At 61.6% G+C, this 22,391-nt stretch carries 16 protein-coding genes; 13 read left to right on the top strand and 3 right to left on the bottom strand.

Annotation, left to right across the window (positions count from 1 at the left end; genetic code table 11):
- Positions 1-9: 9 nt before the first annotated feature.
- The 13 genes from H9X91_RS08610 (at position 10) to H9X91_RS08550 (ending at position 17,593) form a co-directional block, all read left to right on the top strand.
- Entirely contained in the window at positions 10-2,370 is a 2,361-nt protein-coding gene (locus H9X91_RS08610; protein ID WP_204804339.1) for an S-layer homology domain-containing protein, read from the top strand.
- 224 nt (positions 2,371-2,594) lie between these two features.
- On the top strand, positions 2,595-4,265 hold the full coding sequence (locus H9X91_RS08605; RefSeq protein WP_204804337.1) for a sigma-70 family RNA polymerase sigma factor: 1,671 nt from the start codon (positions 2,595-2,597) through the stop codon (positions 4,263-4,265).
- Positions 4,266-4,489: 224 nt separating this feature from the next.
- Positions 4,490-5,038, top strand: coding sequence for a hypothetical protein (locus H9X91_RS08600; RefSeq protein ID WP_204804335.1), 549 nt, complete (start codon positions 4,490-4,492; stop codon positions 5,036-5,038).
- A gap of 744 nt (positions 5,039-5,782) precedes the next feature.
- Positions 5,783-7,012 (top strand): ABC transporter substrate-binding protein, encoded by a 1,230-nt coding sequence (locus H9X91_RS08595; RefSeq protein WP_204804333.1) that lies wholly within the window; start codon positions 5,783-5,785, stop codon positions 7,010-7,012.
- Positions 7,013-7,117: 105 nt separating this feature from the next.
- The gene (locus H9X91_RS08590; protein WP_204804331.1) at positions 7,118-8,011 is read left to right on the top strand and encodes a branched-chain amino acid ABC transporter permease; all 894 of its coding nucleotides are present in this window, start codon (positions 7,118-7,120) and stop codon (positions 8,009-8,011) included.
- Positions 8,008-9,162 carry a branched-chain amino acid ABC transporter permease gene (locus H9X91_RS08585; protein ID WP_204804329.1) on the top strand — a complete coding sequence of 385 codons (1,155 nt, stop codon included), beginning with the start codon at positions 8,008-8,010 and terminating at the stop codon, positions 9,160-9,162. The genes H9X91_RS08590 and H9X91_RS08585 overlap by 4 nt, the downstream gene beginning before the upstream one ends.
- Positions 9,155-9,928 (top strand): ABC transporter ATP-binding protein, encoded by a 774-nt coding sequence (locus tag H9X91_RS08580; protein ID WP_204804328.1) that lies wholly within the window; start codon positions 9,155-9,157, stop codon positions 9,926-9,928. The genes H9X91_RS08585 and H9X91_RS08580 overlap by 8 nt, the downstream gene beginning before the upstream one ends.
- Before the next feature lie 12 nt (positions 9,929-9,940).
- A complete protein-coding gene (locus H9X91_RS08575) occupies positions 9,941-10,645 on the top strand; it encodes an ABC transporter ATP-binding protein (RefSeq protein ID WP_204804327.1) in 705 nt (234 codons plus the stop codon).
- 13 nt (positions 10,646-10,658) lie between these two features.
- Positions 10,659-11,282 (top strand): cytidylate kinase-like family protein, encoded by a 624-nt coding sequence (locus H9X91_RS08570; protein WP_204804326.1) that lies wholly within the window; start codon positions 10,659-10,661, stop codon positions 11,280-11,282.
- A gap of 13 nt (positions 11,283-11,295) precedes the next feature.
- A complete protein-coding gene (locus tag H9X91_RS08565; RefSeq protein ID WP_243414497.1) occupies positions 11,296-12,480 on the top strand; it encodes an aminotransferase-like domain-containing protein in 1,185 nt (394 codons plus the stop codon).
- 288 nt (positions 12,481-12,768) lie between these two features.
- Positions 12,769-14,850 (top strand): sigma-54 interaction domain-containing protein, encoded by a 2,082-nt coding sequence (locus H9X91_RS08560; RefSeq protein WP_204804324.1) that lies wholly within the window; start codon positions 12,769-12,771, stop codon positions 14,848-14,850.
- 195 nt (positions 14,851-15,045) lie between these two features.
- On the top strand, positions 15,046-16,218 hold the full coding sequence (locus H9X91_RS08555) for a MalY/PatB family protein (protein ID WP_204804323.1): 1,173 nt from the start codon (positions 15,046-15,048) through the stop codon (positions 16,216-16,218).
- Positions 16,219-16,255: 37 nt separating this feature from the next.
- Positions 16,256-17,593, top strand: a complete 1,338-nt coding sequence (locus H9X91_RS08550) for a Na+/H+ antiporter NhaC family protein (protein WP_204804321.1) — start codon at positions 16,256-16,258, stop codon at positions 17,591-17,593.
- A 654-nt stretch (positions 17,594-18,247) separates the two neighbouring features.
- Here the strand turns inward: H9X91_RS08550 and H9X91_RS08545 are convergent.
- From H9X91_RS08545 to H9X91_RS08535, 3 genes are all read right to left on the bottom strand, one after another.
- Entirely contained in the window at positions 18,248-19,522 is a 1,275-nt protein-coding gene (locus H9X91_RS08545) for an ATP-binding protein (RefSeq protein WP_204804319.1), read from the bottom strand.
- Between the two features lie 482 nt (positions 19,523-20,004).
- Entirely contained in the window at positions 20,005-20,610 is a 606-nt protein-coding gene (locus H9X91_RS08540) for a sortase (protein WP_243414496.1), read from the bottom strand.
- A 4-nt stretch (positions 20,611-20,614) separates the two neighbouring features.
- A complete protein-coding gene (locus H9X91_RS08535) occupies positions 20,615-22,339 on the bottom strand; it encodes a Spy0128 family protein (protein WP_204804315.1) in 1,725 nt (574 codons plus the stop codon).
- Between the last annotated feature and the right edge of the window lie 52 nt (positions 22,340-22,391).

The following is a 22,391-nucleotide window of genomic DNA, read 5'->3' as shown; positions in this document are numbered from 1 at the left end:
GATCTTTCCATGAGACAACACGTATTTTTCAAGACGATCAGCCTGCTGCTGGCGCTGGCCCTGTCCGCCGGACTGCTGGCGGTCCCCGCCGCGGCCAGCGGCTGTGAGCACCTCGTCACCGGCACCCGCTCGGAACAGCTCTCCTGCACGGAGATGGGCGCCACCGTCACCACCTGCCTGGACTGCGGCGAGGAGCTCCGCCGGGTCTACGACCAGCCCCCGCTGGGCCACCTCTACACTTCCTCCGTCACCCGGGAGGCCACTGTGGACCAGACGGGCGTGCGGACCTACACCTGCATCCGCTGCGGCGACTCCTACACGGAGCCCATCCCCAAGCTGGATGCCCCCACGGGCGGGACTGGCGGTGAGTCCTCTTCCCTGCCGGACGCGGACCTTCCCGATGGGCAGCAGCCGGAGGACGATCCTCCGGCCGGCCAGGGCGGCGATGCTCCCGGCAGCAGCCAAGGCCAGGACCCCAGCGGCGGCCCGGATGCGCCGTCCGGCTCTGAGGGCGGCAGGCAGGACACCTGCCGCCATGTCTGGGAGCCCGTCAGCCGGGCCACGCCCGCCACCTGCACGGAACCCGCCCGGTACTACCACACCTGCAGGCTCTGCGGACTGGAAGAGGTGGACTTCACCTCCCCCGCGCTGGGGCACACGTACACCTCCGAGATCACCCGCTACGCCACGGCGGACCGGGAGGGCGTGCGGACCTACACCTGCATCCGCTGCGGCGACTCCTACACGGAGCCCATCCCCAAGCTGGACCAGTCGGACGTGGCCGGGAAGACCGGGAACCGGAACAGCGGGAGCCTGGACATGGAGAAGCTCTCCCAGCAGGAGATCGAGTCCCTCCTGGCGGAGAGTCCCCTGACCCTTCCGGAAGAGGTCTTTGACGCGGCCCCCTCCACCGCCGCCCCCTACACCACCGGCAAGGTGAAGGCCAGCGCCCTCCAGGCGGCCGCGGACCGGCTCAACGCCCTGCGCCGCATTGCGGGCCTTCCCGCCGTGACACTGGACCTGTCCCTGTGCGAGAATGCCCAGTATGGCGCGGTGATCCAGGCGGCCAACGGCAGTCTGGACCACTACCCCGATCAGCCCGCCGGCATGGGGGACAGCTTCTACCAGCAGGCCAAGAGCGCCTCTGCCAGCAGCAACCTCGCCGCCGGCCATACCCTCACAGGCGCCGTGGACGCCTTCATGGACGACAGTGACGCCAGCAACATCGCCACGCTGGGCCACCGCCGCTGGCAGCTGAATCCCACACTGGGAAAGGTGGGCTTCGGCTACGCCGTGAGCGGCCGGGGCTACAGCCGCTATGTGGCGGAGAAGGTCTTTGACCGCAGCGGTGCCGGCTGTGACTACGACTTCATCGGCTGGCCCGCCTCCGGCAGCTTCCCCGCCCAGCTCTTCGACGGCGACACCGCCTGGAGCGTCACCCTGAACCCCACAGCGTACCAGACTGCCGTCAAGTCCGCTCTGACGGTGACCCTGACCCGGGAGTCGGACGGCAGGACCTGGGCCTTCTCCAGCCGCGGCAGCGACGGCTTCTTCAATGTGACCTCCTCCGGCTACGGCGAGGGCTACTGCGTCACCTTCCGGCCGGAGGGCGTGGAGACCTACGAGGGCACCTACACCGTCCGCATCGAGGGCCTGAAGGCATTGAACGGCCAGGGCGTGGAGGACTTCACCTACCAGGTGGACTTCTTCGGCAGCGAGACCACCAATCAGGACAGCACCGCGGCGGAGCAGCCGGAGCAGGCCGGGACCCAGGGCGGCAGCAGCCAGACCGCCGGCGCCGCCTTCCGGGATGTGCCCGCCGCCCACTGGGCCAGCGCCGCCATCAAAGCCGCTGTGGAGCAGGGCTTCGTCAACGGCTACACCGACGGAACCTTCCGCCCGGCCGATCCGGTGACCAACGCCCACTTCAACGCCATGCTCTCCCGGGCCTTCTACCCGGCGGACCTGAAGTCGGCCAAGTCCGGCGCCAGCTGGTGGACGCCGAACGTGACCGTCAATGACGCCCACGGGATCCTCGACGGTACGGACCTGAAGCAAGCGGAGCTGGCGGAGGGCGTCTGGAGCGCAGAGATCAACGCCCCCATCAGCCGCTGCGACATGGCCCAGATGATGTACAACATCCTGCTGGACAAAGGCGCTCCCCTTCCCTCCGCGGCGGAGTGCCAGGCCGCCCAGAGCCGCATGGGAGACTGGAGCCGGATCCCGGCCCGGTATCAGGAAGCGGTGCGCACCTGCTACGCGCTGGGCCTGCTGAACGGCCAGAAGGACGGCACGTTCGGCGGGAGCAGCAGCATGAACCGCGCCCAGGGCTGCACCGTCATCTCCCGGCTGCTGGACTACATCGCCTGAGCGCGCTTCACCGCCGGTCCGGCGCATCCTGCCCGGATCCCCCCGCCCCCCAAGGGCTCAGCGGACAGCCGCCTCCACGGTGCCGGCCACACAGGGGTCTGCGTTTTTTCGGGCCTCCGGCTGCCTCGTCCATTGACAGGTCCGCTCCGCCGGCATAGAATAAGGACGAAATCATTTGAAAACCGGGTATCCGGAGCGTTTTTGAGGGAGAAAGGAGCAGGCGCATGGCGATGCCGAGCATGTCGCCGGTGATCCGGCGGTGTCTGTCCGGGGACCAACAGGCCCAGGAGGAACTGGTCCTGGCGGCCCAGAACCGGGTGTACTACCACTGCAGGAAGATGCTGAAACACGAGGAGGACGCCCTGGACGCCACCCAGGAGATCCTGATCTCCATGCTGACCAGGCTGGACAGGCTCCAGGACCCGGAGGCCTTCTGGGGCTGGCTCTCCGCCATGACCGCCAACCACTGCCGCAATGTCCTCACCCGGGGCCGACGGGAGGCCCAGATCCCGGAGGACGACGAGGGCAACAGCCTGCTGGATGCCTTTGAAAGCCTGGATGAGCAGACCGTGCCGGACAAAGCGCTGGACAATGATGAGACCCGGCGGATGATCGTGGAGCTGGTGGATCAGCTGCCGCCGCCCCAGCGCCAGTGCGTGCTGATGTTCTACTACGAGGAGATGAGCGTAAAGGACATTGCCGCCGCCCTGGAGACCTCGGAGGGCACCGTCAAAAGCCGCCTGAACTACGCCCGGAAGGCCATCAAGTCCGGCGTGGACGCATACGCGGCCCAGGGCGTCAAGCTCTACAGCGCGCTGCCGTTCCTGGTGTACTTCCTGCAGAGGGACGCGGGCATCGGCGGTCTGAGCGCCTCTGCGGCAGAGGCGCTGGCCCGCTCCGTGCTGGCCGGAGCAGCGGGTACTGCCGCAGCCGGAACGGCAGCCGCCGGTGCCGCCGGCACAGTCGCTCCCTCCGGCGGCGCAGCTGCCGGGACCGCTGCGGCCTCCGGCGGAACGGCCTCCCATGCGCTGAGCGGCCTGCTGGCCCATAAGGCTGCGCTGGGGCTGGCCGGACTTGCAGCAGCGGGCGCCGTGGCCGGCGGCGCAGCGCTTTACCAGCCGGAGCCGGAACCGGCGGAGGATCCGGCACCCATCGTGGAGGTGGCGGAGCCGCAGCCCATTCCGGAGCCTGAACCGCCCCCGGAGCCCGAGCCGACTCCCGCGCCGGAGCCTGAGCCGGCTCCTGCCCCGGAGCCGGTGCAGCCGCAGCCGGGACCCGCGCCCGAACCGGATCCGGTGCCGGTGGAAGAGCCGGAGCCGTCGGCAGAGCCGCAGCCTGCCTCCACCCCGGAGGTCCGGATGAACTTTTCAAGCTATTCCGCCGGGTACGGGGACAACGTGGCCTTCCCCATCAGCATGATCAGCAATGCCGATACCCCCTATGACGGCATCGTCTATTCCTCCACCAATCCGGCGGTGGCCGATGTCAGCCCCATCGGCGGGATCGCTCTTCTGAGCCCGGGCACGGCAGAGATCATCGCCACCTTTCCAGATGACAACAACTATCAGGTCCGCCTGCCTGTAACGGTGGAGGGGCACTATGCGTGGAGCTATCAGTGGGCTGATGACCCGCTGTATCTGACCGTCGGGCAATCCGGCAGCAACTATCTGCAGCAGTACAGTACGGGCCGCGACAGCACCATGACAGGCACCACATGGAGCTGCAGTGACCCCTCGGTCGTGTCGATCTCCTCCAGCGGCTCCAACTTCTGCAATGTGACCGCCCTCTCCCCGGGCACCGCCACCATCACCGGCGTCTATCAATTTGACGCCTGGACCAACGTGGGGACATTTCCCATGACGGACGCCGTCTCCTTCCAGGTCATCGTGTCGTGACGGCCGCCGGCGGGGCGGTATCATCAGAGGGCCAGCGGATTTCGCCGCTGGCCCTCTGTTCCTTCCAGACCGGCTCACCCTCCTTCAGAGCTGAGGGCCGGACACCCCTGCGGATCCCGCAGATTTTTTCTCTCCTGACAAAACCCGGCACCGTTCTCCCGTGTCTCATTCCTTGAAAGGGCCGGCAGGCCGTTTTCAACAACATGAGAAAAGGAGAATCCGTTATGAAATGCTTTTACCACGAGGACCGGGAAGCCGTCGCCACCTGTCAGCACTGCGGAAAGGCCCTGTGCAGGGCTTGTGCCAGCCTTTATACCCCCTGCCTGTGCGTGGACTGCGCTCAGCTCCTTCGGGACCAGCAGGCAGAGCAGGCCCGGGCCGCAGAGGAGGACCGCCGCCGAAAATATCTGGACGCGCTTGTGGATACCCGCTCGGAATTCCTCCGCACGTGCGTGTACGGCGCGGTCACAGCTCTGGTCCTGGGACAGACGCTCTTCCAGAGCAGTGCCGCCGGCCCGGAGCGGATGCTGTACGCCGTTTGGTTTTTCTTCATTCCCTTCGGCTGGAAGCTGATCACCTACCTGCAGTCCTTTCTGCCTCTCACCATCTTCGGGACCCTCTGGTTTTGGATCTTCTGGGCTCTGGCAAAGGGGATCATCAGTATTTTTATCGGCATCCCCGCCTTCTTCTACCAGCTGGTCAAGACATTCTTCGTCCAGCGGAAGATCCAGGCCGCCAGCCGGAGCTGCCGACAGGACGCGGAGGGGATATGAGATGCGCCGTCCCTGTCTTCCCGGGCTGGAGGCGGCCGCCGAAGCGCAGACTGCCCGGCAGCGCACGGCCAGCCTGCCCGCCGTCTGTGGAGGGAGCTGATGCCCTATGCCGGGATGCCGCCGGACCTCATCCTGCGGGCACCCTGTCCCCCTGACGTTTGCCCAGCTCCTGCGCCGCAGCCTGGAGACGGATGCCGCCGGAGCTGCTCCCTCCCGGGACCTGCTGCAGGTTGTTCTGGAGCAGGTCCGGCGCGGGACCGGCGGCAGGGGCCCGCCCCATCCCAGTCTCCCGGATCCATCGCAAAGCCGGCCGTGAGCCCCGCTTCCCTCGCTGCAAAGAAGATCCGCTTCGTGCAACCATCAAATCAGTCTGCAGGGCGCTCCATATCCGGTGCCTCTGCAGGACACAACCTGAGGCATGCGCAGCGTGCAGGCACGGCTCCCAAGGCAGACACATTCCAATGAAAGCCGGACATTTGTTCAGAAATTCAGCTGCCGTACGGAGCGCTTTGACTGGCGCATTCGGCCAATTACGTCCAAGAAAAATGTGTCACATGCATATGCTGCAGCGTCAAATTTTATGGATCCCACAAAAACAGTCCTGCTTTTTTAAAGATTTTATACAAAGATGTGATTGACAAATGCGCGCATGGCCTTTATGCTAATAACAACACAAAGGAGTGTGAACGGTTTCCGTTCGCACTCCTTTTCTGTTTTTCCAGAACTTTTTAAGGAGGAATTGTGATGAAGAAGAGAAGAATCCTGAGCCTCGTGACAGCCGCCTGCCTGGCCTTCAGTCTCACTTCCTGCGGCAGCACCAGTGATGACGCTGCCGCCGACAGCGGTGATGCCTCTGAGGACGGCGGCACGGCCGTCATCACCCTGGGCATGATCGGCCCCCTGACCGGCAGCCTGGCAGTCTACGGCACCCACAACCAGCGGGGCGTAGAGCTGGCCATTGAGGAGATCAACGCCGCCGGCGGCGTCACCCTCAGCGACGGCACCTATCAGCTGGCAGCGGACATCCGGGATGACCAGGGCGACACCACCGAGTGCGTCAACGCCATGAATGCCCTGATCTCCGACGGCATCCAGCTGGTGATCGGCTCCGCCACCTCCGGCTGCACGTCCGCCATCACCTCCATCGCCAACTCCGAGGGCGTGGTGCTCATCACCCCTTCCGGCACGGCGGACTCCCTGACCACCTCCATGGGCTATGTGTTCCGCACCTGCTTCCGGGACTCCTTCCAGGGGGAGCTGGCGGCCCAGTACGCCGCTGACCAGGGCTACACCCGGGTGGGCATCGTCTACTGCTCCGCCGACACCTACTCCTCCGGCCTGCGGGACGCCTTCTCCGCCGCCTGCGCCGAAAAGGGCATCGAGGTGGTGGCGGAAGAGTCCGTGGCCACCATGACCGAGGTGGATTACACCAACCAGTTCAACCAGATGGTATCCGCCGGCGCGGAGCTGGTGTTCACCCCCTTCTATTACGACGTGATGGGTCCCTATCTGATCCCCCAGGCCCGCAGCGTGGGTTTCGACGGCGTCCTGCTGGGCGCTGACGGCGTGGACAACACCGAGACCACCATTCCCGACGGCGCTGACCTGTCCGCTTACAACAACGTGATGTTTGTCAACCACTACTCCACAGACCTGGCCACCAGCGACGTGTCCCTCAGCTTCATCGAGAGCTATGAGGCCAAATACGGCGAGTCTCCCAACAACTTCGACGCCCTGGCCTATGACGCCGTGTATGTCCTGGTGTCCGCCATGGAGGACGCCGGAGCCGCCGACGCCGCCAGCGTCCAGGCCTCTCTGGCAGACACCAGCAAGGTCTACGAGGTGTCCACCGGCACCTTCTCCTTCGACGACACCGGCACCCCCATCAAGTCCGGCGTCCTCATGGGCTACCAGTACGACGAGGCCACGGACTCCGTCCAGAAGATCTCCATTGAGACCCTGAGCGTGGACTGATCCCCGCACGCCGAAGCTTCATAAGGGAAAGGGAGGCGTCCCGCCTCCCTTTCGTCCTTTCCGAGCCGGACCGGGCACAAACCAAGAAGAGAAGAGGGAACTGCTATGATCACATTCATCCAGTTTTTGATCACGGGCCTGCGCCTGGGCAGCGTCTACGCGCTGATCGCCCTGGGCTACACCATGGTCTACGGGATCATCAAGCTGATCAACTTCGCCCACGGCGACTTTATCATGGTGGGGGGCTACACGCTGTTTTTCACCATCCCGCTGCTGATGGGCATGGGCCTGCCGGGCTGGCTGGCGGTGATCCCGGCCATCGTCATCTGTGCCTGCGTGGGCGTGCTGGTGGAGCTGCTGGCCTACCGGCCGGTCCGCAGGACCGGCAACAGCCTGACCTGTCTCATCACCGCCATCGCCATGAGCTTTGTGCTGGAGAATCTGGCCCAGGCCATCCCGGCCATCGGCCCGGACCCCAGGGTGCCCTACACCCTGTTTGCCGACACCATCTCCGTGGGCGGCGTCTCCATCAGCCACGCCACCATCATCACCATCGCGGTCTCCGCCGTCATTATGGTGGCGCTGTACCTGTTCACCCAGAAGGCCCGCATCGGCTGCGCCATGCGCTGCGTGTCGGAGGACAAGAGCGCCTCCACCCTTATGGGCATCAATGTCAACCACACCATCCTCATCACCTTTGCCATCGGCGCCGGGCTGGCGGCGGTGGCGGCGCTGATGTACGTCTCCCAGTATCCCCGGGTCTATACCACCATGGGCGCCACCCTGGGCATCTACGCCTTCGTGGCGGCGGTGCTGGGGGGCATCGGCTCCCTGCCGGGGGCCATGCTGGGAGGACTGCTGATCGGCATCGTCCAGTCCGGCGCCAACACCTACATCAGCTCGTCCATGTCGGACACCTTTGTCTATCTGATCCTGATCGTGGTCCTGATGCTGCGGCCCGCCGGGATCCTGGGAAAGAATGTGGGGGAGAAAGTATGAACGCAAAAGAGACCAAGCTCCGATACCTTGTCAACTTCATCGCGGTGGCGGCGCTGTTTGCCGCTGCCGTGGCGCTGGGCCTGACCGGCGGCGACACCATGAAGCTGCGGATCACCCCCTCCATCTGGCAGTGCGGATATCTCATCGTCATGGCCGCTTCCCTGAACCTGGTGCTGGGCTTTCTGGGGCAGCTGTCCCTGGGCCACTGCGGCTTCATGGCCGTGGGGGCATATGCGGCGGCCCTGATCTCCCTGGCCTTCCAGCGGGCGGGCGTCTATGACCAGAAGTCCGGCCCGGCGTTTATCCTGGTGCTGCTGGTCAGCTTCCTGGCAGCGGGGGTGCTGGCGGCGGTGCTGGGACTGCTGGTGGGCATCCCGGCCCTGCGGCTGAAGGGGGACTATCTGGCCATCATCACCCTGGGCTTCGGCATGATCATCGTCAACATCATCAACAACCTGCCCTTCTGCGGCCAGCAGGGCCTGGGACAGGGCTCCGCCTCCTCGGCGCTGTACGCCACAGGGCTGGGCTTCTCCAATGACGAAAAGATGCGCTACCTGTGGCTGGTGGCCCTGGTGGTGATCCTGTGCGTGGCGGCCATGTTCCTGTTCGTCCGCTCCAAGTACGGCCGGGCCATCCGGGCCATCCGGGACAATGAGATCGCCGCCTCCGCCTCCGGCATCAACGTCAACTACTACAAGGTGCTGACCTTCACCATCTCCGCCTTCTTCGCGGGGATCACCGGTGCCCTGTATGCCTGCTGCAACGGGGCTCTGACCACCACCTCCTTCGCCTTCACCAACGGCTCCATCCTGAACTCCGTGTTCATTGTGGTGATGGTGGTGGTGGGCGGCATGGGCTCCCTCACCGGCTCGGTGATCGCCGCTGTGGTGATGTTCCTGCTGAACTACACCATCAAGAACGGCGCCTGGGTGGCAGCGCTGCCGGTCATTGTCCAGAACGTGTTCGCCTATCCCATGCTGGTGTACTCCATCGCCCTGATCATCGTCATCCTGTTCCGGCCCAAGGGCATCATGGGCAGCCGGGAGTTCGCCCTGTGCGACATCCCCAGGTGGCCTGCCCGGATCCGGGCCCATTTCGCGGGCGCCGGTGCCGCCAGGGCTGCCAAAAAGGAGGTGTCCTACCATGGCTGAGACGAAGACGCCGATTCTGGAGACGAAAAAGCTGGGCATCACCTTCGGCGGGCTGAAGGCGGTGCAGGACTTCAACATCCAGATCTGCCAGGGGGAGCTGGTGGGGCTCATCGGCCCCAACGGCGCCGGCAAGACCACGGTGTTCAACCTGCTCACCGGCGTGTACGTGCCCACCGAGGGCACGGTGCTGCTGAACGGCGTGCCCCTGAACGGGAAAAAGACCCACCAGTTCGTGGCCGCCGGCATCGCCCGGACCTTCCAGAACATCCGCCTGTTCGGGGAGATGACGGTGCTGGAAAACGTCAAGGCCGCCTTCACCAAGGACATCTCCTATCACCTGCTGGACGCCCTGTTCCGCACGCCCCGCTTCTGGCGGGCGGAACGGGAGCTGACGGAGAAGGCCATGGACCTGCTGGCGATCTTCAACCTGGCCGACAAGGCGGACTGGAAGGCCTCCAGCCTGCCCTACGGCCAGCAGCGGAAGCTGGAGATCGCCCGGGCCCTGGCAACAAACATGAAGGTGCTGCTGCTGGATGAGCCCGCCGCCGGCATGAACCCCACGGAGACGGCGGAGCTGCTGGCGTGCATCAACACCATCCGGGACCGGTTCGGCGTCGCGATCCTGCTGATCGAGCACGACATGTCCCTGGTGATGAACGTGTGCCAGCGGATCCAGGTCATCGACTACGGCCAGACCATCGCGGCCGGTCTGCCGGAGGAGATCGCCTCGAATCCCCGGGTCATTGCCGCCTATCTGGGCGAGTGAGGAGGGAGCACTATGCTGGAAATCAAGGATCTGCATGTATTCTACGGAGCCATCCACGCCCTGAAGGGCATCTCCCTCACCGTGGCGGACGGGGAGCTGGTGTCCCTGATCGGGGCCAACGGCGCCGGCAAGACCACCACCCTCCACGCCATCTCCGGCCTGCTGCCGGCGGCCTCCGGCTCCATTTTGCTGGACGGCACGGACCTGCAGAAGGTCCCGGCCAACACCATCATCGGCCTGGGCATGGCCCATGTGCCGGAGGGGCGTCACGTTTTCGCCCGCATGACTGTGGAGGAGAACCTGCGGATGGGGGCCTACATTCTCCGGGACCAGAAGCGGATCTCAGAAAATCTGGAGCGGGTCTACGGCCATTTTCCCCGGCTGAAGGAGCGCCGCCGGCAGCTGGCGGGGACTCTCTCCGGCGGCGAGCAGCAGATGCTCTCCACCGGCCGGGCCCTGATGACAGACCCCAAGATCGTCCTGATGGATGAGCCCTCCATGGGCCTGTCCCCGCTGCTGGTGAAGGAGATCTTCTCCATCATTCAGGAGCTCCACAAAAGCGGCATCACCATCCTGCTGGTGGAGCAGAACGCCAAAATGGCCCTGGCGGTCAGCGACCGGGCCTATGTGCTGGAGACGGGCACCATCTCCATGGAGGGCCCGGCGGCAGAGCTGGCCGCCGACGACCGGGTCCGCAAAGCCTATCTGGGCGCGTAAGGAGGCAGAGCATATGGAGCGTTTCATCATCACCGTGGCCCGGGAGACCGGCAGCGGCGGCCACAATGTCACCCGCAGGCTGTCGGAGGCCCTGGGCATCCCCTATTACGACCGGGACCTGCTGCGCAAGGCCTCGGAGGTCAGCGGCATCCACGAGAGGCTGTTCGGCGCCGCCGACGAGCGGATCGGCCTGCGGGAGATGCTCTCCGCCGCCGAGAAGGTGTACACCGGGGAGATCCTGCCGCCGGACAGCGACGACTACATCTCCACCCGGAACCTCTTCAGCTTCCAGGCGAAGATCATCAAGGAGCTGGCTGACAGCGAGAGCTGCGTCATCCTGGGCCGCTGCGCCAACTATCTTCTGATGGACCAGCCCAACGTACTGCGGGTGTTCATCCACGCCCCGCTGGAGGCCCGGCTGGCCCGGGTCGCCTCCTACTCCCTGGCCTGGAGCCAGCATGAGGTGGCCCGGCATATCCGGGTGGAGGACCACCGCCGTGCCGCCTATTACCACTACTACACCGGAGAGGAATGGCGGGACGCCGCCGGCTATGACCTCTCCCTGGACTCGGAAAAGCTGGGGGAGGACGGCTGTGTGGAATTCATCCGGAACGCCCTGCCCCTGTTCATCAAATAAGGAGGGACGACTCTTGCGATTTTCAAACCGAATCTCTCACATGGATACATCCGCGCTGCGGAACGTGCTGGCACTGACCGCACGGCCGGATATCATCTCCTTCGCCGGCGGGCTGCCTGCGCCGGAGGCATTCCCGGTGGAAGACCTCCGGCGGGCTGCTGACAAGGTGCTCTCCGCCCGGGGCCCCGCTGCCCTGCAGTACAGTGCTTCTCTGGGGCTGTCCTCCCTGCGGGAGAAGCTGGCCCGGCGACACCGGGCGCAGGGGATCTCCTGCACGGCAGATGACATTCTGATGGTCAGCGGCTCTCAGCAGGGGCTGGATCTGGCGGGAAAGGTCTTTCTGGAGCCGGGGGACGCGGTGCTGTGTGAAAATCCCACCTACCTGGCCGCGCTGACGGCCTTCCGCTCCTATGAGTGCCAGCCCCTCCCCGTGGAGACCGATGACGAGGGCATGGTGCTGGAGGATCTGGAGCGCAAGCTCGCCGCCCATCCGGAGGCCAAGCTCATGTACATCATCCCCACCTTCCAGAACCCCACCGGCAAGACCTGGTCCCTGGAGCGCCGCAAAGGGGTGCTGGCCCTGGCGGAACGGTACGGCCTGCCCATTCTGGAGGACAATCCCTACGGCGACCTGCGGTACGAGGGGGAGCCCGTGCCCACATTGAAATCCATGGACACCGCCGGCATCGTCACCTACATGGGGTCCTTCTCCAAGGTCCTGAGCCCGGGCCTCCGCCTGGGCTGGCTGATCGCCGCCCCGGCGCTGCTGGAGAAGTACGCCAGCGCCAAGGAGTGCGCGGATCTTCAGACCAGCACCCTGTCTCAGATGGTGGCGGATACCTATCTGGAGGACAATGACCTGGACGCCAATATCCGCCGGATCAGTGCCCTGTATAAAAAGCGGCGGGACCTGATGCTGTCCTGCCTGGAGCGGGACCTGCCTGCAGGGGCGTCCTGCACGCATCCCCAGGGCGGCCTCTTTCTGTGGGTGACGCTGCCGGAGGGGATCGACACCACCGCCCTGATGCCGGTGATGGCGGCCCGGAAGGTGGCCTATATCCCCGGTGTCTCCTTCTTCGCTGGACAGGACGAAAAACGCTGCCTGCGGCTGAACTACTCCAACGCCTCGGAGGACCAGATCGTCCTGGGCGCAAGCATCATGTGCCGGGTGTTCCGGGACGCCCTGGAAAAGGGATAGGAGCAGTGCAGATCCAGACCGTCCGCATCCTGGGTCCAGGAGGGCGGAGTTTCCCATCTCGTGTGGTCAACTGTGGATTCCAGGCACATCCCAAGCTGGCATCGTCATTCGAATGGATCTGCAACGAGATTCATCGCAGGCGTTTTTGACAGCAGGCTTCCTCCTATGCTATATTAAAGCCATGGCGTTCTTTTATGTGAGAAACATTCGGCACGGTGTTCTGCACGCACACCATGGGCTCTGTGCTGAATTCGGAATTTCTGCAAAACAGCATGAGGTAGAAATGTCATGGCCAAAACCGTCGTTCTGATCACGCAGGCCGCATCCACCTGCCCGACCTATGCTCAGCGGCTCCACCAGTTTTTCGGCTCCAGCATCGCGCTGAAGACCTTCAGCGTAGAAGCCGGCGATTTTCCCCGGATGCCCACTGACGCCGATCTGTATATCATTGCCGCCACCTCTTCCGACGCTTTTGCTCAGATCTCCGCCCTGATCCCGGACAAGGAACACGTCGTGACGCCGTCTCTGACATTTTTCAAAAAGGAGATCGACGCTCTGCGGCAGTTCCCCCGGGGCACGCAGGCCATGCTGGTGAATCTGAGCGTCCAGATGGCATACGAGAGCATTGCGGAGCTGAACTATCTGGGCATCACGCAGATCGAATTCATCCCGGTCTACCCCGGCTCCAGCTATCCGCCGGATGTAACGCTGGCCATCACGCCCGGTGAGTCCCGGTATGTGCCGCCCACGGTGCTGCAGGTGATCGATCTGGGGCCCCGGGTATTTACTACGGATACCCTGCTGAAGATCGCGCTGAAACTGGGCTTCACCTGGTTCCCAAAAAGTGCGGAATTCTGCAGCTATGCCGAATCCCTGGCGCATCAGGGGCAAAGCCTGGCAGCCCTGTGGCGGGCCAACCTGAAGGCGGAGTCCTATCTGGACATCCTGATGGGCACGCTGGAGACCGGTATTCTGGGCATTGATGTGAACAGCTGCTGCTTTGCTGTCAACGACCTGGCAGAGAGCATGCTGGGGCTGAAGAAAAAGGAGTCCATCGGCCAATCCTTCCACGTGCTCTGCCCCGCCCTCTCCCGGCAGCTGACAGAGCGTGACTGCCGCCACAAGACCTCCCGCCTGATCCAGCTGAAGGGCACCTATTTCAATCTCACCATCGCGCCGGTGGACTGGCAGGGGGAATATATCGGATGCTTCCTGCTGCTCCAGCGGTTCACCGCCGAGGAGGAGCGGCAGCAGCAGTTCCGGCTGCAAATGTACCACCGGGGCTATCAGTCCAAATACACCTTTGACGATATCATCGGTCAGAGCGACGCCATTCTGCGGACCAAGCAGATCGCCGCCAGAATGGCAGCCACGGATTCGGCCATCCTCCTGACCGGCGAGAGCGGCACCGGCAAAGAGCTGTTCGCCCACTCCATTCACAATGCCTCCCGCCGCCGGGATCTTCCCTTTGTGGCCATCAACTGCGCCGCGCTTTCCGACTCCCTGCTGGAGAGCGAGCTGTTCGGTTATGACGAAGGCGCCTTCACCGGCGCCAGGAAAGGCGGAAAGCTGGGCCTCTTCGAATACGCCCACCGGGGCACGCTCTTTTTGGACGAGATCGAGGCCATGAGCCAGACGCTGCAGATCAAGCTGCTGCGCGTGCTGCAGGAGAAGGAATTCATGCGGATGGGCGGCAACTGCATCATCCCCACGGATGTGCGGATCATCGCCGCCTCCAATGAAGACCTGCTGGAGCGTGTCCGGCAGGGCACCTTCCGCAAAGACCTGTACTACCGTCTCAACACGCTGCCGATCTCCATTCCCCCGCTCCGGGACCGGGGAGACGATCTGTTTTTGATCGCTGCGCACCTGATGGACCGGGCCGGCACACACTTTACCTTCTCTCCCGCCGCCCAGGCGATCCTCCGGTCCTACCGCTGGGATGGAAACGTCCGGGAGCTGTCAAATCTGGTGGAATACCTCTTTATTCTGGGAAAGGAGCGCGTGGACAGCGGCGACCTTCCCGACTATCTCTGTCCCTCTGCGCTCCCGGCCCGCGAGCAGTTCACGCCCAAGCCATCCGGCGACCCGGCGTTCTGGCAGGCGGCCCAGGGCCGCGAACCGCTGTTCTGCTTCCTGCTTCGGACGCTGGGCGGGGCGGACCAGGGCATGGGGCGGGGCACCCTGCTCTCGGGGGCATTGAAAGAGGGATTCCGCACCACCGAGCAGGAGATCCGCGATATCCTGCTGACCCTGAACCGCCTGGGCCTGGTGACCGTCTCCCGCGGCCGCGGCGGCAGCCGTCTGTCCCAGCGGGGACATGCCCTGTATCAAGAGTTGGCACAAAATGCCTTTCCTAAAATAGGGTGAAGTTTTTGAACTTCACCCTATTATTTTTTCATTTCCCCAATTTTCAAAACAAGCCCCTCTCTCTTTTTTGTCGCTTTTTCGGAACATGATCCACAAAAAATTGGACATTCTCACAAAATTCACCTCCCCGCAAACTTGGCACAATTTTTGCTTTTTATATTTGGCGTCCTACAAAACAATCGGGAGGCAGGATACATGAAATTCAATTTTGACGAGATCGTAGACCGTTCCCAAAATTATGCGGCCAAATTTCAGGAGGCAGAGCTGCACTACGGGACCAATGATGTGATCCCCCTGTGGATCGCGGACATGGATTTCCGCACAGCGCCCTGCATCGTGGACGCCATCAAGGCCCGGGCGGACCAGGGCATTTTCGGCTACACCTGGCGGACGCCCAAATACTTTGAGGCCGTTGCCGGCTGGCAGGAAAAGCGCAACGGCTGGCGGCCCGATGTGGAAAAGATGGCGTTCGCCCCCGGCGTGGTGCCCAGCATGCGGATGGTCCTGACCATGTTTACACAGCCCGGCGACAAGATCCTCATTCAGCAGCCGGTGTACCATCCCTTCTCCGACGTGGTGCTGAACACCGGCCGTGAGCTGGTGGTCAGCCCGCTGAAGCGGGATGACGCTGGCTATTACACCGTGGACTTCGCGGACTTTGAGGAAAAAGCCAGGGGCTGCAGATTCTTCATCCTCTGCAACCCCCACAACCCCGTGGGCCGGGTGTGGACTCCCGAAGAGCTGCGGACGATGGGCGAGATCTGCCTCCGCCACGGCGTGGAGATCATCTCCGATGAGATCCATTCGGATCTGATGCTGGACGGCCACAAGCACACCTGTATGGCCTCCGTCTCCCCGGGGATCGCCGCCGTCACCACCACCTGCATCGCCCCCAGCAAGACCTTCAACCTGGCAGGCCTCCAGTCTTCCACCATCGTGTTCAACAGCGGTGAGCGGAAGGACGCCTATGTGGCGGAGCTGAAGCGGATGGACATCGCCCGGAACAACTGCTTCTCCCTGGTCGCCACCATGGAGGCCTACACCCACGGCGAGGAGTGGCTGGAGGAGCTTCTGGTCTATCTGTCCGAGAACATGCGCTTCATCCGCAGCTTCTGCGCCGAACGCCTGCCGGAGCTGAAGCCCAACACCCCGGAGGCCACGTATCTCTGCTGGATCGACGCCAGAGCCCTTGGCATGGACGACGAGACCCTGAAAACGTTCTGCGTGGAAAAAGCCGGTGTGGCCTTGGGCTACGGCCCCGACTTCGGCGTCGGCGGCTCCGGCTTCCTGCGGCTCAACGCCGCCTGTCCCCGGGCCACTCTGGAAAAAGCCCTGACGCAGTTGGAACGCGCGGTCCACAGCCGCTGATCCATAGATCGTAGAGGAAACTGAGAGGAGAAAGATTATGGAAAACCAGAAAAGACTCGGCGCATCCGCATTCCTCCCCCTGATCGTATTCCTGGCACTGTACGTCGGCTGCGGCATCACCTTCACCCTGATGGGCGTTGAAAATCCCTTCGGCATGTTCCCCCGCCATGTGGCCCTTCTGGCCGGCATTGCCGCAGCACTGATGCTGGCTCCCAAGGTGTCCGTCACCGAAAAGCTGGACGTCTTCTGTCAGAGCATGGGCAACTCCGGCGTCATGATGATCGTCCTGATCTATCTGATGGCCGGCGGCTTCCAGGGCGCTGCCGCCTCCATGGGCGGTAAGGACTCTGTGATCAATCTGGCTCTGCACTTCATCCCTGTGACCCTGCTGATCCCCGGCGTGTTCCTGATGTGCTGCTTCATCTCCACCGCCATCGGCACCTCCATGGGCACCATCGCCGCCATGGCTCCCGTGGCCATAGGCGTGGCGACCGGCGCCGGCCTGAACCCCGCCATTGTGGGTGCGGCCGTCATCGGCGGCTCCTATTTCGGCGACAACCTGTCTATGATCTCCGATACCACCATTTCCGCCGCACAGGGCTGCGGTTCTGAGATGAAAGACAAGTTCCGCATGAACTTCTTCATCGCTCTGCCCGCCGCCATCGTCGCGCTGGTCCTCTACACCGTTTTGGGCGGTCAGGGTTCCGGTACCATTGAAGCCGGCGCCTACAGTGTTATCCAGGTCCTGCCCTACATCGTGGTCCTGGTTTCCGCCCTGATGGGCATCAACGTCGCCCTGGTCCTGTTCATTGGCATCCTGATGACCGGCGTCATCGGCATTGCCCAGGGTACCGTCGGCTTCTTTGAATGGATCCAGGCCATCGGCACCGGGATGAGTGACATGTTCAGCATCAGCATCGTGGCCATCCTGATCTCCGGCATCATCGGCCTGGTCCGCTACTACGGCGGTGTGGAGTGGATGGTGAATGCCATCACCGCCAAGATCCACAGCCGCCGCAGCGCCGAATATGGCATCGGCCTGCTCTCCGGCATCCTGTCCGGTGCCCTGGTGAACAACACCATCGCCATCATCGTCACCTGCCCCATCGCCAAGGAGATCGGAGGCAAGTTCGGCATCGCGCCCAAGCGCCTGGCCAGCCTGGTGGACATCTTCGCCTGCGCGTTCCTGGCCCTGATGCCTCACGACGGCGGCATCCTGATCATCACGGAATTGGCCGGCTGCACCCCGCTGGATGTTCTACCCTATTCCTTCTACATGTTTGCTCTCATCATCGCCACCTGTGTCACCATCCAGTTCGGCCTGCTCCGCACTCCCGAGGAGAAGGCCGCCGAGAAGGAAATGTCTGTAAAATAAGTTTTTTCGAACGGCAGGGCCGGCAATCTTGAGAGATGCCGGCCCTGCGCCTATTGTGAAAGGTTTCCAGGCATCGTTCTGTCCGCTTCTGTCTCCGGATGCCGACGTGGTGGTCAGCAGTGCCAAAAGGCTCTCCGCATCCGCAGCAGTGTGACTGCCGCCTTCAAGGCCGGCGCTGGTGGGATCTGGCCAGCGAAAGTAAAACGATCCAGGGCCAAGACCGCCGAAAGCGCATAGCTTTCGGCGGTCTTTGGAAGGGGCGGTTAAAATCGATCTCTTCCCGTTTCCGAGAAACGCCGCCCGCAGGGCGGCCCACCAACTGTGAGCCCAGCGGGGCGGGGCGCAGTTGGAAGCGGGGGGCAGCTTCAATGGGCGCGCGATGCGTTTTGCAAGGAAATGAAAAAACTCGTCGCAAGCGATATGCCGCTTGCGACGAGCTGGTACGCCCGACTGGATTCGAACCAGCGACCTTTAGAGTCGGAGTTATCAGGCCGTCAAAGGGGAGCCCGTTGGAGCGCAAGGGTTTCGGTGGAGTTGCACAGTTTTCAGCACATTTATAGAAAAAGCCCGGAGCCATTGCAGTGCAACAGCTCCGGGCCTTTTGCAAATAGTCGTCAAATAGCAGTCAGCATCTTTCGTATCTACAGACTCAGATCAATCTTTCAAACATCCAATCGGCACGACATAGACACCATCCGCCCGGCGATACGCAAAGTCTCCGGTTCCAGTTAAAACCATCAGAAAGGCTGGGGACTTCATCTTTGCTGTGTCAATCTTTCCGCCCAGGGCTTGCAGGCTTGCCGCTCCGGCCTCGATCGCCCGCTCTCCTCCCAGCTTGATTTCCACCAGTCCGTAGCTTCCATTTCTCAAGTGGATTACTGCATCGCACTCCAGGCCATCTTTATCCCGGAAATGGTAAACCTGACCATTCAGGGCATCTGCAAAAACACGAAGGTCTCTGATACAAAGCGTTTCAAATAGGAATCCAAATGTGTTCAAATCTCCGATCAGATCCTGCGGACCAATACCCAAGGCCGCTGCTGCAATCGACGGATCAACATAGTAGCGGGTATCTGATGTCCGAATCGCCGTCTTGGAGCGAAGATTTGGATTCCATGCAGGCATATCCTCAATCACAAATATTTTTTTGAGCGCATTGATATAGGACGCTACTGTCTCCTCATTGATTTTTCCATCTTCGTTAACGGAGATGTCCTCGGCAATGACCGTATTGGGAACCTGCCCTCCCTGGCTCCTGGCATAGGAACGCATCAGTCGTTTCACCCGTTCTGGATTTTTTTGAACATTGTCCGCACGGTTGATGTCGGAATGGACAACTGCATCATAGTAATCCATTGCCTGGTCCAGTGCAATCTCGTCCCGCAGATCTACAGCCTGAGGCCAGCCTCCCCGACACACCAGAAACGCCAGTCGGTCCAAGTCAATATGAGACTCCCCATCGATTTCCTGAGGCGCAGTGAAGAGATTTCCCAGACTGACCTCCCCCGTAGAGTCTCCGGATTCGTAAAGGCTCATGGGACGCATCGTCAGCCATGTGAAACGTCCGGTGCCGGAATGGGTCATGTCCTTTGTATCAGGTGGAACGGCCGACCCCGTCAGCACAAACTGCCCCAGCTCTCCCCGGTGATCTACCTCAAAGCGGACAGCATCCCACAGTTTGGGAGCAAGCTGCCATTCGTCAATCAGGCGCGGCGTATCCCCTCTCAGCAGCCGCTTGGGGTTCAATTCCGCCATCTGAATATTCTGTTCCCGCTTTTCCGGGTCATCCATATAGAGGACGCTGGATGCGATCTGCTCCGCGGTGGTGGTCTTTCCGCACCATTTGGGGCCTTCAATCAGAACCGCACCTTTCCCTTCCAATTTCCGTTGGAGGATCTCGTCTGCAATCCGTTTACGGTACTGCTTCAATTCACTGCACCTCCCAGGTTATTCTCTGTTTCTATTATACCCTTTACAATGGAAAGCGCAAGAAAATTCCGACGATTGGCAAAATATTTTTCCGATACTTGGCTAATATTTTATCCGACGATTGGCAGCTTAATCAATGGACAATTTGCACCAGTTGTACCAGTTGTACCAGTCAAGAAAAGAAGACACGAAAAATATTATTTTTGAGATTTCATTTTCAAAAGTGGACATGAGCCACATTTTTGCTGAGTATGGTTTTTCAAAAGTAGACACCAGAGATATTTTTTCGAGGTTTCTATTCCTAAAAGTAGACATATACCCGACAAACACCGAAAAACCTTGTGTTGGCCGGCGGTTGAGCGTCTATCCTCTGGACATCTATAGCCATGCGTTTGACTAGGACAAGAACGCCGCCAGTGCGTCTTTTCCGGAAAGACAAGCATTTGATTTGTGAAAACGCAGCACACAGCAGGAGCCGCCTCTTACCTGCTTGCCGCATTGTCATCCGTCTGCTGGCAGCGGACAGTCACCCGGGCGGCACCGCCCACCGTGCAGGTAAACAAGGTCAGATCCCAGTCGCCGCTCTCCATCTCTTCAATGGCGGTCCGCTCCAGCTGTTCCACCAGAGAGACCTCATACATGAACCGGGTTCCATCCGCGTCGGTAAAGCATACGGTGTCCCCCGGTTCCAGCGTGTGGATTTGTCCGAAGTGCCGGCTGTAGTTGTGGGCCAGCAGGATCAGGTCGTTCTGATAGGCAGACCCCTGATATCGGCAAGGCGCTATTTTCAAATTTGGGTAGCTCCACTGGCTCATTATCGGCAGCTCCAGCTCCAGCGCCGGGATCTCCAGCACGCCGATGTAGCGATGTCCATCCACTTCCGTCTCCGGCATCTCCATGTCTGGATTCAGCACATAGGCAGGGACTACCTCTTCCGGTTCCTCCGGCGGATCTGCCTCGGCCGGCGCAGGAGGCTCCATCTGCTGAAGTACCTGTTCCGAGGCCAGGGCAGCCCGATCCGCCTCCAGAAAATTTCCCCCGGCGAGAAGAAGGGCTGCTGCCAGAAGCAGCAGCCCTCCGCCGATCAAAATTTTACGCCTCATGCTTGCCGTGGTATCCCTTTTTCCCCAGAATTCCGACCAGCACCAGAACGGCTCCAGTTATGGCCAGAATCCAGACCAGCCGCCAGTTCTGCCCGGTCTGGGGCAGTGTCGGTTCGTTGGGTGTATTTGGCTCATCAGGGGTGTCCGGCGTGTCGGGCACGTCCGGCTCATCGGGAGTAACCGGATCCTCCGGGGTATCCGGTTCGTCCGGCTCGTCCGGTTCCTCTGGGGGCGTCTCGGGATCCTCCGGGATATCGTCGTTGGTGATGGTCCAGATGGTCCCACGGTGGGAGACCTCGGCGGTGAACCCGTCCGGCACATCGGCCTCCTGCACCTTCCAGTTGAAGCGACCATCCAAGCGTGTCCATGTATGCGACCAATCATTGTCCTCGTCTAACGTGACTTCCTTATAGACTCTGTTGTTCCGCAGCAGTTCCACTGTCACGGACACCGGCGCCTCGCCGCCGTCGTCCAGGATCCACTCTTTGTTCACTGTCAGGCTGGTGTAGCTGGGACTGGGATCATCACCCGGACCATCGCCCGGGTCACCGCCCGGCTCACCGGGGTCGTCAGGATCATCCCAGGTATTGGTCCACGAAAGCGCAGAAGACTCCGATTCCACCACCTCTGCCGTCACGCTTCCGTCATCCTGGCGCTTCACTTCGATCAAAACCGTACGCTGGGCCGTATCATAGGTCATCCCGTCGATTTCGCCCTGCTTCTCGGTGATCATGTAGGTGAAGGTTTTTTCTTCGCCCCCACCCAGAACCTCGGGCGTAAAGTAGATCGTGCCAAAGTCGATTTCTGCAGACTTTTCTCCAGACGTCGGCTGGATCGTCACTTCTGTCAGAGACTTTCCTTTATCATCCACCGGGGCGGGGGCACCATCTTCTCTCGTGATGGTGAAAGTAAATGTATCGCCGCTCTGAAAGTCGCGGCCAGACAATGTTTTGGTGCCGGTCAGGCCGACGCTGGTGCCGTATATATTGGTAAAGGCGCAATATTGCTTGTCCTTAAGAGGTGGTCCATCATATACGACTGGCCATTCACCATCACTGCTCGAATACTTCTCGACTTTGACGTTCGTGACTTCAAGCTCTTTTTGGACGCTTTCTTTGCTTTGAGCGTCGTCCCCGCCGCTCTGGTTGTCCCCATCACCAGAAAGCCCGTTCTCTTCTCCGCCGTCTGCCAGGGTGATATTGTTCTCGACAGGGTCAGAAGGGTCAACGACGGGGTCTTCCTTCACACCCACAGTAACCGTCACTTTGTACTTCGTCTGATCATAGATGATGCCTGGCAGGGCGCCCTTGTCCGGCTCGACTTCGGAAATGCAATAGACATACTCCCCTGGCCATGTGAATTTAATAAATATTGCCCTATCGTCGGCTTCGGCCGTGTTTCCAGTTGGAATTAGGCCCTCTCCATTATTCATCGCCCTAATAGTTACAGTCTCACTACTTACCTTATTGTACTCCTCGTTCTCCTCGTTCTGCGGCTCAATCTTAAAGGTAAATTCATCTCCTTCTCGGAACTCCCGCCCGATCAGCGTCTTTGTGACGTTGATGCCAAGATCACATGCGTAGGTGGTATAGGTGGCATAGGGTGCAAGAGCGGCAGCCTCTGCGATCAGGCCGCCCCCGAACACCACAACGCATGTCAGGCAGGCCATCAGAAATATGACGCCTCGGCAGACATTTCTTTTCACTGCTTCCATAATCGTTTCCATCTCCTTCAACCGCGCGGCACCAGCCGCGCTCTTAGATAAG

This window comes from Oscillibacter valericigenes (assembly GCF_016902445.1).
Lineage (GTDB): Bacteria > Bacillota > Clostridia > Oscillospirales > Oscillospiraceae > Oscillibacter > Oscillibacter avistercoris.
Note: the sequence above shows the minus strand (reverse complement) of the source record. Positions and strands in the feature narration are given on the sequence as shown.